The 10,732-nt window shown below is 67.0% G+C and carries 12 protein-coding genes; 7 read left to right on the plus strand and 5 right to left on the minus strand.

Annotated elements, in window-relative coordinates; translation table 11 throughout:
* Nucleotides 1-154 precede the first annotated feature (154 nt).
* Entirely contained in the window at nucleotides 155-1,885 is a 1,731-nt protein-coding gene (locus HMPREF1138_RS02985; protein ID WP_009056379.1) for an alpha/beta hydrolase, read from the minus strand.
* 129 nt (nucleotides 1,886-2,014) lie between these two features.
* Between HMPREF1138_RS02985 and HMPREF1138_RS02990 the strand changes: the two genes are divergently transcribed.
* The 6 genes from HMPREF1138_RS02990 to HMPREF1138_RS03015 all read left to right on the plus strand — a co-directional run bounded on the left by HMPREF1138_RS02990 (nucleotide 2,015) and on the right by HMPREF1138_RS03015 (nucleotide 5,909).
* Nucleotides 2,015-2,929 (plus strand): hypothetical protein, encoded by a 915-nt coding sequence (locus HMPREF1138_RS02990; RefSeq protein WP_009056382.1) that lies wholly within the window; start codon nucleotides 2,015-2,017, stop codon nucleotides 2,927-2,929.
* A 133-nt stretch (nucleotides 2,930-3,062) separates the two neighbouring features.
* A complete protein-coding gene (locus HMPREF1138_RS02995) occupies nucleotides 3,063-3,458 on the plus strand; it encodes a hypothetical protein (protein WP_009056385.1) in 396 nt (131 codons plus the stop codon).
* Nucleotides 3,459-3,797 carry a type VII secretion target gene (locus tag HMPREF1138_RS03000; protein WP_009056380.1) on the plus strand — a complete coding sequence of 113 codons (339 nt, stop codon included), beginning with the start codon at nucleotides 3,459-3,461 and terminating at the stop codon, nucleotides 3,795-3,797.
* Nucleotides 3,787-5,013, plus strand: coding sequence for an HNH/ENDO VII family nuclease (locus tag HMPREF1138_RS03005; protein ID WP_009056383.1), 1,227 nt, complete (start codon nucleotides 3,787-3,789; stop codon nucleotides 5,011-5,013). The genes HMPREF1138_RS03000 and HMPREF1138_RS03005 overlap by 11 nt, the downstream gene beginning before the upstream one ends.
* A gap of 15 nt (nucleotides 5,014-5,028) precedes the next feature.
* A complete protein-coding gene (locus HMPREF1138_RS03010; RefSeq protein WP_021611390.1) occupies nucleotides 5,029-5,583 on the plus strand; it encodes a hypothetical protein in 555 nt (184 codons plus the stop codon).
* A complete protein-coding gene (locus HMPREF1138_RS03015; protein ID WP_009056381.1) occupies nucleotides 5,580-5,909 on the plus strand; it encodes a DUF2185 domain-containing protein in 330 nt (109 codons plus the stop codon). Before HMPREF1138_RS03010 ends, HMPREF1138_RS03015 begins: the two co-directional genes overlap by 4 nt.
* Nucleotides 5,910-5,922: 13 nt before the next feature.
* Here HMPREF1138_RS03015 and HMPREF1138_RS03020 read toward each other — a convergent pair whose 3' ends face one another.
* From HMPREF1138_RS03020 to HMPREF1138_RS10605, 4 genes are read right to left on the minus strand one after another with little or no spacing between them, the layout of a single operon-like run.
* Nucleotides 5,923-6,777: a class I SAM-dependent methyltransferase gene (locus tag HMPREF1138_RS03020; RefSeq protein WP_009056377.1), complete on the minus strand. Its 855-nt coding sequence runs from the start codon at nucleotides 6,775-6,777 to the stop codon at nucleotides 5,923-5,925.
* Complete coding sequence (locus HMPREF1138_RS03025; protein WP_039936658.1) at nucleotides 6,774-8,276, minus strand: phospholipase D-like domain-containing protein; 1,503 nt, start codon at nucleotides 8,274-8,276, stop codon at nucleotides 6,774-6,776. Before HMPREF1138_RS03025 ends, HMPREF1138_RS03020 begins: the two co-directional genes overlap by 4 nt.
* Nucleotides 8,277-8,280: 4 nt before the next feature.
* The gene (locus HMPREF1138_RS03030; protein ID WP_009056375.1) at nucleotides 8,281-8,889 is read right to left on the minus strand and encodes a hypothetical protein; all 609 of its coding nucleotides are present in this window, start codon (nucleotides 8,887-8,889) and stop codon (nucleotides 8,281-8,283) included.
* A gap of 9 nt (nucleotides 8,890-8,898) precedes the next feature.
* Nucleotides 8,899-9,669 carry a BglII/BstYI family type II restriction endonuclease gene (locus HMPREF1138_RS10605; RefSeq protein WP_009056374.1) on the minus strand — a complete coding sequence of 257 codons (771 nt, stop codon included), beginning with the start codon at nucleotides 9,667-9,669 and terminating at the stop codon, nucleotides 8,899-8,901.
* 109 nt (nucleotides 9,670-9,778) lie between these two features.
* Here HMPREF1138_RS10605 and HMPREF1138_RS03040 point away from each other — a divergent pair, with 109 nt between their 5' ends.
* Nucleotides 9,779-10,630 (plus strand): MT-A70 family methyltransferase, encoded by an 852-nt coding sequence (locus HMPREF1138_RS03040; RefSeq protein WP_155887126.1) that lies wholly within the window; start codon nucleotides 9,779-9,781, stop codon nucleotides 10,628-10,630.
* Nucleotides 10,631-10,732: the final 102 nt, after the last annotated feature.

Genomic DNA, 10,732 nt, shown 5'->3' on the forward strand with positions numbered 1-10,732 from the left:
CGACGCAGCTCCGCCCGCAGGCCCCGCCGGCGCAGCTCCTCCCGCAGGCCCCGACGGCCCCACCCGCCGGCACAGCTCCTCCCGCAGGCGCCGACAGCCCCTACTGCCGGTCGGACAGCTCCAGGTTCGCGCACAGACCCTTAAAGACCAGCCCCTACTGCCGGTCGGACAGCTCCAGGTTCGCGCGCACGACGATGCCGATGCGCGTCACCATCTGCTCGTCGACCCAGGACCCATCGAGCGCGTCCAGGCGCGGGTGCGCGCCCTCCTCGCCGGGCATGCGATCGAAGCCCAGGATCGCCCGCCACAGGGGGATGAGTTCCTCGTGGTACGTGTGCCCGTGCCCGCCGGGGGCAGTGCCCGCGACGGGCAGGTCCGCGAGCACCTGAATGTAGGTGACGAAGCGCGTGAACTCGACGTTGCGAGACACGTCGCGCCCGGCGCGCTCGCGCAGCCAATCCGGCTGCGTCCAGATCAGCTTGTTGTTCCACCATACGACCGGATCGGAGGGGTGCTGGGCGTAGACGACGCGGGGGAACCCCCACGGCCCAAGCTCGCGCCCGTACAGGTCAGTGCGCAGGTCGGAGGGCTCGTTGGCGAAGCGCACGCGGCGCGCGTTGTGAACGACGGGGGCGACCTCGGGGCTGCCCTTGTGGCGCGCGGCCGTCAGGGCCCTGTGCATCGGCGTGAAGGCGGGGGTCCCCACCCACAAGGCACCGTCCACCTGGGCCAGCGCCTCCTCGACCGAGGAGAAGACGGACTGCGACGCGAAGGCCCCCAGCGACTCGCCGCACACGAACAGCGCGGGGCGGTCGGCCTCGTCCATGGAGTCCAGCTCGGCGCGCACCGCGCGAAAGAGCGCCGCCGAGGCGTCCTGCGCGGGCTCAAGGCCGGTGAGCCAGTTCAGCACCGAGGGCACGTAGGAGTACTGCAACGAGGCCGTGGCACAGTTGCCGCGCGTGAGGAATTCGAGGGGTTGGACCTGCCATTCGTCGACCCACCCGGAGCCGGTCGACGCGGCGAGGAGGATGACGGCGCGGTCGAAGGCGCCCGTGCGCCGAAGCTCGGCGACGACCGTGGCCGCGGCCGCCTCGATGCCCGCCCCGCCGGTGGGCATGCCGGCGTAGACGCGGATCGGCTCCATGGCTTCGCCGCCGCTCACCTGCGCGATGTCGAGTCGCGAGGGGCCGCGCCCGAGGAACACGCGCCCCTGGCCGCCCACCGACTCCCAGGTGACGGGCGAGGCCGGGGACGCCGAGCGCTCGGGCACGAAGGGTTTGTAGATGCCTCGCGCGGTGCGCAGGTTCATGCGTTCGGCGTGGCGGCGGAAGAAGCCGATGCCTCCGCGCAGGATGACGTTCGACGTCAGGAAGAAGACGATGACGCACAGGATGGCGACGCCGACCACGAAGGCGGCGGGGCGAGGCATGTAATCGCCCAGGGCCGCGATCAGCAGGCGCCCCACGCGGTTGAGCCCGCCGAGGATCGCCAGGAGCGTCCAGGACACGACGACCGTGCCCGCGGTTCCCAGGATGTACTCCCCGAAGGTCTCCCCCGGCATGTTGACGAGGGCCGCCGCCTTGCGCGCGCGCCGATAGGACTGGATGACGGCGTAGAGCCACCAGACGGCGAAGAGGGCGCCGGCGGCCACGCGGAAGCCGATCTCGACGGGTTCAGAGGCCCGAATCGTCAAGCCCGTGGCGGTGAAAATGCGCGCGCCGACGTTCTGCACGAGGACGCCGGCGACGTAGCCGCCGGAGACCAGGACGCCCGAGGCGACCGCGTGCCACGCCCACGAACGCGCCATGAGCGAGGGGGACACGCTCACCGCGTACATGGCGAGCGCAGCGATCACTCCCAGAAACGACAAACCCATGATGCCCATTGTGCCAGGCGCGCTGGCCCGGTTCAGGAGGGGACGAGGCCGGGGCCGCCGGGGCGTGCCGCCGGGTTGGGTGCTCTGATAGTGTTAGTGGACTCGCGCCGCAGCGAATGACATGGTCACCGGGAGGGCATGATGACGACGAGGACGCTGACGGGGCGCGCCCGACGGGCCGCCCGCTGGGCCGCCTGCGCGGCCACCGTTGCGCTGTGCATGGTGGGCGTTGTCGCCCCCACCCCTGCGATGGCGGCGATCCCCACGCCGGCAGTGTCGCTGACCGAGCGTCCCGAGATGCCCATCGTGCCCGACGTGCCCATCGAGGTGTGGATCGATGTGCGTTCCACGCACATCAAGGATGCTTCCGGCGACTACGTCCCAGCCCGAGAACTGCACATGTCCTTCGACGGCGGCTTTGATGATGGCACCCGCCTCTGGAAAGAGGACTGCATCGCCTTGACGAACGCCCTGCTGACGGGACGTTCGAAGGAGTTCGAGGCGGAGGTCAGCTGGGTCGGCGAACGCTGCGACGTCACGCTGAAATACCAGGGGGAGTCCCGCCACGTCTTCTACTCCCTGGACGACGCGGGCACCATGCAGGTCCGCGTTCCCATGGGCCTCGTCAACCGTATACTGTCCGCCCTCGGCGAGACCACCGTCACGCGATTGAGCATCACCTTCGGCAGTATCAACAACGCCCACTGCAACGGCGATCCGACCCGCAAGACCGAAAACGAGTTCCTCGTCTACAGCAACTCCACGACGTGCGAGTGGGACACCCGGGACGGCGCGACGATCCCCTTGACCGATGACCCCCTCATTGAGGGGGAGGTCGACAACACCTTCTTCACCATCCTCAACGGAACGGTCGGCCCGTTCATGGACCCAGCCGTGCCCATCGACCCCCTGACGATTCCAACCCCGGCCGCGCCCGAGCTGAGCGAGGGAGGCACTGACCGGGGAGTCGTCATTGGGGTGAGCTCCTCCGCCATCGTCCTGCTCCTCATCGGCGGAGCATCCTTCATCTGGGCGCTACGCTCTCGGCGCTAGGGGATGCGGCGGCCTATCCGCGTCCGCTCAGCGGGCGTTGCGACGGCTCTCACGGGCCACGACCTCGCCGTATTCTTGCCACCAGGTTAACGGTTCACGTAAAATAGTTGGTGTCTATGTGTGGAAGGTGACTATGGCGCTGTTCGAGGATGATCCCGACCTGATCCGCCGCCAGGAGCGTCAGGTTCGCGAGCAGGCCGAGCGTGCCCGCGTCATGCGCCAGCAGATCGAGGCCGTCCAAGGAGTGGGCAACTCTCCAGACAACAGCGTCGAGGTGGTCGTCGACTCCGGCGGAACGCTCCTCGGCATCGGCATCGAGGGCGTGTCCAACGAGGTGTGCGAGGCGATCATGTCCGCCTACGCGGCCGCCCGACGCGACGCCGGCGAGCAGGTCATCAGCGCCTCCCAGGCAGCCTTCGGCGAGAACTACGCGGGCATTGAGCGCATGCGCTCGCTGTATGGGGTGCCCGACCCGGAAGAGCCGGAGGACGAAGCACCGCACCCGTGGACTAACGCACGGAGGCCCTGAGTGTCGGATACCTTCTCACTTGATCCCGCGGCCCTGATCGCCCACGCCAGGCGACTCGCCTCCTATCAGAGCGACCTCGAGCAGGCCTCCGACGCGCTGCGCCAGACCTCCGCCTCCAGCGGTGCCTTCGGGATGATGGTCGGCCCCTTCATCGCTCCTCTTTTCCAGCTCGTCGAGGCCGGCGAGCAGCTCGCGATCGGCGGGGCGGGCTTCGCCCTCGATAAGCTCTCACAGTCCCTGGTCGCCAGCGCCCGCAGCTTCGAGGCGCGCGAGGCCTCCTCGTCGGCCTCCCTGAGTCAGGCCGGCTCGGGTCTGGACGGAGGGTACCGTGGCAACTGACGGCACCAATCCCCTGGTCGCACAGCGTCAGGACACCACGTCGACCCTGTCGGGGGCCGGCGTCTTCGATGACATCGAACAACTCAGCGAGGCGATCGACAACAAGTCGTGGGTCAGTGGCGCGCTGGCGGGCGTCGCGCTGGGCGTCGACACGGTCGCCTACGTGTCCGATCCTCTGGCCACTCTCATGGCGTGGGGCATCGGGTGGGTGTTCGACCATATTCAGCCCTTCAAGGACTGGCTGCTCCAGCTCGCCGGGGACGCGGACCAGCTGCGCGCGAACGGGCAGACGTGGAAGAACGTCGCCGCGACCTTGAAGGCCGCGGCGGACAACATCGAGCGCGACGTTCGTTCCTCCTTCCCCGATGGGTCCTTCACAGGAAGCACCGCGACCGCGTATTTCGCCGCATCGGGCGCCACGACCAAGGGCATCGCCATGACGGGGGCGCTCTCGGGAGCGGTCGGCACCGCCTACGACGTGTGCGCGGTGATCATCCAATTCGTCCACGACTTCGTGCGCGACGCGATCAGCCAGGTCGTCGCCTCCATCCTGTCCTACGCGGTCGAGCTGGTCGCGTCCTTCGGGACCGCCTTCCCCCTCGTCATGGAGCAGATTTCCACCAAGGTCGCCTCCCTGATGAGCGGCGTCTCCAAGCGCATTTCGGCCCTGAAGGAATCGCTGTCGAACCTGGGCACAAAGCTGACCAACGCCGATCAGCTCCTGAAGTCGCTCAAAGAATGGCTCCATAAGCTCACCCACTCGGACGCGCCGAAGGCCGACGTGGACGCTCCGGCAGCGCCGAAGGCCTCGGCCGACGCGCCAAACCCGCACACGGGCGATCCGGCGCACAACTACGGCACGTTTGTGGACGACGACGGGATCCCGCACGTTGACCCCAGCGATCCGCGCCCGTACCTGAACCCGAAGAATAGACCCTCATTCCGCAAGGGGATTGTGGACAAGGTCAGAGATGAATTCACCGATGCCGACGGCGTTTTGCATGACTGGCGCGGCAAACCTGTCGATTGGCAGCCGGGCCAGCCCCGAGCGGGCATCTGGGACATGGGGCATAAGCCCGGTCACAAGTACAGTGACGTATGGAGATCGTATGTCAATGGCGAGATGACGCCACAGCAATTTCTCGATTGGTATAATAAACCAAAGAACTATCGAGTCGAGTTTTCATCGAGAAACAGGGCTCATATCGATGAATAGCGGGTGGAATCTCTGATGACGTCTATCTTTGCGGTCGCACACAGGGGAACCTTCGATCAATTCAACGAGTTGTTTTCCGACGGGGACGAAAAGCGTGTGCGGTGGGGCAAGAGCCTCTTCATCGAGGCGCTTAGCAACACCGATCCCGCGCAGCGTTACCCGATGTGCGACTTCCTGCTAGACCGCGATTGCGTTCTCGATGCCGGCACCACGGACGGAACGAACCCGTTCCACATTCTCTTCGCGCAAGGCGCGCGCGACGTTGACCGGGACGTCGCGCTATGCCGCCGCCTCATGGATCGAGGCGTAGCGCTCGGTCAAGCGGACAAGAACGGGTGCATCCCCCTGGTCCATTTGATCTCCACGCAGGAGTACTCCGACGAGGAGCTCACCCCCCTGTACGACCTCGTCTTCGCCTCCCCCGATCCCGGTTTCGACATCGAGCTGACGGGCTCGCACGATACCATGTACGACGTCGCTCGACGCTGGCCCCATCGCCAGGCACTGGCCGATCGCATCGCACGCTACCTGGAGGCCAGGAGCGAGAGACACACGGAGGAACACGCATGACCACGTTCATCGAAAACGCCGGAGCGGCCATCGTCTCGCGCAAGATCGTCGAGCGGACGGGCAACATCAAGTGGTTGACCCGCGAGACGCCCTTCGCGCCGCAGGACTCCGGATGGCGCGTCCTGTCAGACCGCGACACCGAGGAGTACCTGTCGAATCCCGCGAACATGACAGTGGTCGACTTCAACGAGCTGTGCGCCCTCGAACCGGCCTGCATCGGCATCTACCTCCTGCCGGTTGGCTCCGACATTCAGCTCGTCGTCGAGCCCGACGGCCGCCGCCGCTGGTTCGACAACAAGACCGAGCGCGAGATCACCTTCGACTAGGAGGCGGCCAGCCTCACGCGTCCTCGCGCTCGGCGCGCCACACGAGGGTCGTGTAGGGGATGACGACCTCCTCCCCCGGCGCGTGGCCCAGGTGCTCGTAGAGGTACCAGCGCAGGTTCGCCTGCATGCGAGCTCTCCCCTCCCCCGACGAGCGAATGTAGGAGGACCGGGTCGTCCCCAGGGTGAGAATCTGCTCGGGCGTCATGATGTCCTCCCACGCGACCTGAGTCAGGCGCATGGGCGCGAAGCCGCCGCCTGGCGTGGGCGGACGGTCGGGCCGGTGAACGTCCCCCGAACGCATGATGCGCGTGAGCCTGTGCACCCACGGGACACAGACGTCCATCTGGTTCCACACGATCCCCAGCGCGCCCCCGGGCGCCAGGATGCGGGCAACCTCCACCCCCGCGCGCTCGGAGTTCACCCAGTGCCAGGACTGGGCAAACACCACGATATCGAACGCACCGTCCGGTAATCCCGTATCCTCGGCGACGCCGTCGTGCCACGTCACGCCCGGTATGAACGAGGCCTGGGCGCGCATCGCCTCCGAGGGCTCCACCGCCTCCACGATGGCCCCCGCACGCGCCAGGAGCTCGCTCATCTTGCCGGTGCCGGCACCGATGTCGGCGACGCGCAGGGGCTGCTGACCGGCCGCGCCACCCCGCACAGGCTCAGCACCCAGCAGCGCCGCCACCGCCTCGTCCGGGTAGGCGGGTCGCACTGAGTCGTAGGCGCCGCCCTCGCCCACGAACGGGTTCACCTCGAGCGAGGCGGACACTGTGTTCGACATCGTCTCGTGATCCCCGTTTTGCTGCCGCGCAGGAGGAGTATGCGCGCGCCCGGCCACGGCCTCGTCCCCCGAGGTGCTCACAGGAGCGAGCTCCACAGGCGGCACACGTTGTCGACGTAGTGCACGTGCCACGGCTGACCCCGCCACTCCTCGTAGGTCAGCTCGCGTGAGCGCTCACGGTTACGTTCGTCGTTACCGTGCAGCAGCTCGACCAGGCACGCATCGTCGGCGAGGAGCGTGATCTCGTAGTTGAGGCCGAAAGAACGCACATCCATGTTCGACGATCCGATGGCGCACAGGCTGCCGTCGACGACCACGTACTTGGAATGCAGCATCGTGGGCTTGCGGTACAGGTGGATGCGCACACCCGCCTTGAGGAGCATCCCGTAATACGAACGCTGAGCGTGCCCGACCAGGAATTGGTCGAATTGCTCGGAAAGGAAGAGCTCGACCTCGACGCCGGACAGGGCGGCGTTCGTCAGCGCGGCGATGAGCGCCTCGTCGGGGATGAAGTAGGGGCTCGCGATGGAAACGTGAGAGCGCGCCGATGACACCATGTGCACGAAGGCCCGCAGGTTGGGTTCGTCTCGGAACGCCGGGCCCGAGGGGATGATCTGCATCGACGAGGCCGGGGCCTCCTCGGGCGCTTCCTCCTCGCACGCGGTGGGCGGGGTGAGGTCGGCGGGGGTGAGGACCTCCTTGCTGGCGTAGTACCAGTCGAGGGCAAAGACGGCCTCGATCTGGGTGACGATAGGGCCGGTGAGGCTCACGCTGGTGTCGTCGTAGGTGATGCCGGCTTTCTGGAAGGAGGGCGTGTCGTAGTCGGGGGCCACCAGGTTGTGGGATCCGATGTAGGCCTCGCGCCCGTCGACGACCAGGATCTTGCGGTGGTTGCGCAGGTCGGGGCGGCGGATGTGTCCGCGCAGGGGCGCGAAGGGCAGCATCTCGTGCCAGAGGATCCCCATGTCGTCGAGGCGACGCCGGAATGCCTTGTGACCGGGGATCGTGCGCAGCCCGTGGTGGTCGACGAGGAGACGGACGGTGACACCGCGGGCCTTCGCGCGTTCGAGAGCCTCGTAGAAGGGGGCGGTGCACTCGTCCCACGACGTCTGGAAGTAGAGCGCGTTCACGTGGTGGGTTGCCCGGTCGATGCTGGCGGCCATCTGCCGGAAGGTCTCGGCCGTGTCGTTGTGCAGCGCGACGACGTGCCCGCAGGAGTCGGGGAAGCCGCTCAGGGCGCCGGTCAGGCGCATGAGCGCGGCCACGTCGTCGTTGGTGCCGCCGGGCGCATCGTAGGTGGTCGGCTCGGGCCTGGCGGAGCCTGCGAGGATGGTGTCGACGAGGGCGCTGGCCTCGGGGTCGTCGTCGAGGCGGCGCCCCATGGCCCACCAGGATCCGAAGATGATGTAGAGGGGGACGCCGAGGAGGGGCCACAGGAAGATGAGGAGCAGCCACGCGGTGGAGGTGGAGGCTCGGCGGCGTTTCGGGACGACGCCAAGCGCCACGATACGGATGGCGAAATCGACGGCCCCGAACAGGAGCCACGCCCACATCGGAGGTTCGGGGGGCGGCGTAAACATGTGCCTAGTCTATCGAGCGGCCCCGATCCTGCATGGCCCAGCGCTGCCAGTGTGGCGCGTAGGTCGCGCCATCGCGCGCGAGCGCCCGCCTTCGCCGCTCGGCCTCGCCGGGGTCGGCGATCCACACCGACAGGTCGGCGTCGGCGTCCCAGGCGCCGCAGCCCTCGATGATTGTGGGGGCCAGGGGGACTTCAACGGCGAGACCGCTTGTGTTGGTCTCCCAGTCCCAGGTGACGTAGGACGAGGCTCGGCCTTCCCGCAGGTCGGCGGCGATTCGACGGGCGACCTCGGCGCCCTGGGCGAGGCCGTCCCAGCCCGGGTACCAGTCGTCGAGGTGGAGGACCTGCCAGCCGGGTAGGAGGCGCGCGAGGGCGGCCGCCAGCGTGGACTTGCCAGAGCCGGAGTATCCGTCGATGGTGACGACGGGGACGGCGAGCGGCGCGCGGGCAGGTTCACCGGGGGACGAGGCCGGGGTCCCCTCCCCCGCGAGCGAGCGCAGGCGCGGGGCAAGGTCGCGGGCGGCCTCGTCGGGAGCGAGGGACACGGGCACGGTGACGGCGCACGTGGGCGCTGCGTCGTGTCCGCGGGGGTGGGACGTGTTCGGGCCGTTCATGAAGTTCCTTTAGTCCATGGAGGAACCGACGGGCACGTAGGGAGTGCCGTCCCACGTGCGAGCGCTGACCGCAATGACGGCGACCGGGCACGTGCCGGCCTCGCCTCGATCAACACGCGGTTTCGCTTTGTCCAGGCTCGTCACGGTCGTCGTGGTCAGGTCGAGTGGCAGGGCCAATTCGCGCTCACGCTCCGTCCTCTTTTTCGCGGGGCGCCGCGTCGCGTTGTACACGTCTTCATAGGCAACATCGAGGTATTCTGCCCATAAGTCGCACGCAAGATCAAGAAGTGATGGGCGGTCTTTCGTGATGATGACTGCGCCGTCGATCAGGCCGTCCTCGTACCAGGCACGGTAGGCTGCGAGATCGCGGTCGAGATTCCCATCTTTCGCATTCCATTCCACGTCGACCAAGACGCGCCCTTTGCGATTATCGACCCAATAGGAAGGAGTCTCACTGTGGGGTAGCACCTCAATTGCGCGCCATCTCTCGCGATATTCGATGTACCCTTCACGCTTGACGACGTATTTGCATTCGGCCCATCCCCGCGCCCGCAGTTCTCCATTGAGCCGATCGGCCATTGCGGAGTTATTCCCACCAGCTCGAAGTAGGAGGTTCGCCGAAAAGCTAAAGCCGTCCAATACCTCGATAATATCCATCCACTCGTCGCGGGCGACAGCGGCGAGGACACCGCACGCATTTCTCACTTCGAAAAACGAATACCTGTCGCGGATGCTCGGGCGAACAATATCCGGGTTATCGTACGACGCTGTCTGGATCATTTCGTCATCGTAACACGGCCACCGGCGGCGTCTGTCGCATGGGCGACACCACGCAACACGCCTCAATTTAGATCTATATTTAGATCTAAATGGTACTACCATGGGTAGCATGACAGACGAGCCCTACGCCCCCCTCCCCACCGTCGCGGGCGGATTTTCGACGGTCCTGTCCGACCCGCCGTGGAGATTCCAGAACCGGACAGGCAAAGTCGCACCCGAACACAAGCGCCTCGGCCGCTACGGCACGATGCCCCTCGACGCCATCAAGGACCTGCCCGTTGCCGACGTCGCAGCACCCAACGCACACCTGTACCTGTGGGTCCCTAACGCCCTCCTCCCGGAGGGCCTCGACGTCATGACCGCATGGGGATTCCGCTACGTCTCCAACATCGTCTGGGCGAAACGACGCAAGGACGGCGGCCCCGACGGGCGCGGCGTCGGCTTCTATTTCCGTAACGTCACGGAGCTGCTCCTGTTCGGCGTGCGCGGCAGGATGCGCACGCTCGCCCCCGGGCGCCGCCAGGTCAACATGATCGAGACCCGCAAGCGCGAACACTCCCGAAAGCCCGACGAGCAATACGAGCTGATCGAAGCCTGCTCACCCGGCCCCTACCTCGAAATGTTCGCCCGATACCCGCGACCGGGCTGGTCCGTCTGGGGAAACGAAGCAGACGAAAGCATCGAACCGCAGGGCCGCGTCTACAGCGGATACGCCGGCGGACAGATCGAGCGTCCACTCACCGCCCTCCCGACGCTCGAATCCCACCAGCGCCTCCCGCACGACTCCGAGCTCGCGGTCAGCGCGCAGCTGCGCCGCCAGTACGAAGAGGGCGCCTCGATCAGCGACCTCGCCGCACAGCACGGCTACTCAATCGCGCGGGTGCGCCGCTACCTCGCGCTCGCCAACACCCCGTTGAGGCAGCGCGGGGCACGCCCCCAGGCGGCGAGCACAGGCGACTAGGTCGCGGAGCGCCCATCGCCGCTCATCGGCCCACCAGCGCGAAGGTCCCAGCCATCACGCTGACCGTCAGCGCGATGGCGGGAACGGCGATGGCGACCGCCA

It is taken from the genome of Actinomyces sp. ICM58, assembly GCF_000283035.1.
GTDB lineage: Bacteria > Actinomycetota > Actinomycetes > Actinomycetales > Actinomycetaceae > Pauljensenia.

Excerpts from the sequence above, each read along its gene's own strand:
- HMPREF1138_RS03010 (WP_021611390.1), top strand. The coding sequence starts at position 5,029 with ATGACGTCTATCTTTGCGGTCGCACACAGGGGAACCTTCGATCAATTC.
- HMPREF1138_RS10605 (WP_009056374.1), bottom strand. The coding sequence starts at position 9,669 with ATGATCCAGACAGCGTCGTACGATAACCCGGATATTGTTCGCCCGAGC.
- HMPREF1138_RS03030 (WP_009056375.1), bottom strand. The coding sequence starts at position 8,889 with ATGAACGGCCCGAACACGTCCCACCCCCGCGGACACGACGCAGCGCCC.
- HMPREF1138_RS02990 (WP_009056382.1), top strand. The coding sequence starts at position 2,015 with ATGATGACGACGAGGACGCTGACGGGGCGCGCCCGACGGGCCGCCCGC.
- HMPREF1138_RS03025 (WP_039936658.1), bottom strand. The coding sequence starts at position 8,276 with ATGTTTACGCCGCCCCCCGAACCTCCGATGTGGGCGTGGCTCCTGTTC.
- HMPREF1138_RS03040 (WP_155887126.1), top strand. The coding sequence starts at position 9,779 with ATGACAGACGAGCCCTACGCCCCCCTCCCCACCGTCGCGGGCGGATTT.
- HMPREF1138_RS03015 (WP_009056381.1), top strand. The coding sequence starts at position 5,580 with ATGACCACGTTCATCGAAAACGCCGGAGCGGCCATCGTCTCGCGCAAG.
- HMPREF1138_RS02995 (WP_009056385.1), top strand. The coding sequence starts at position 3,063 with ATGGCGCTGTTCGAGGATGATCCCGACCTGATCCGCCGCCAGGAGCGT.
- HMPREF1138_RS02985 (WP_009056379.1), bottom strand. The coding sequence starts at position 1,885 with ATGGGCATCATGGGTTTGTCGTTTCTGGGAGTGATCGCTGCGCTCGCC.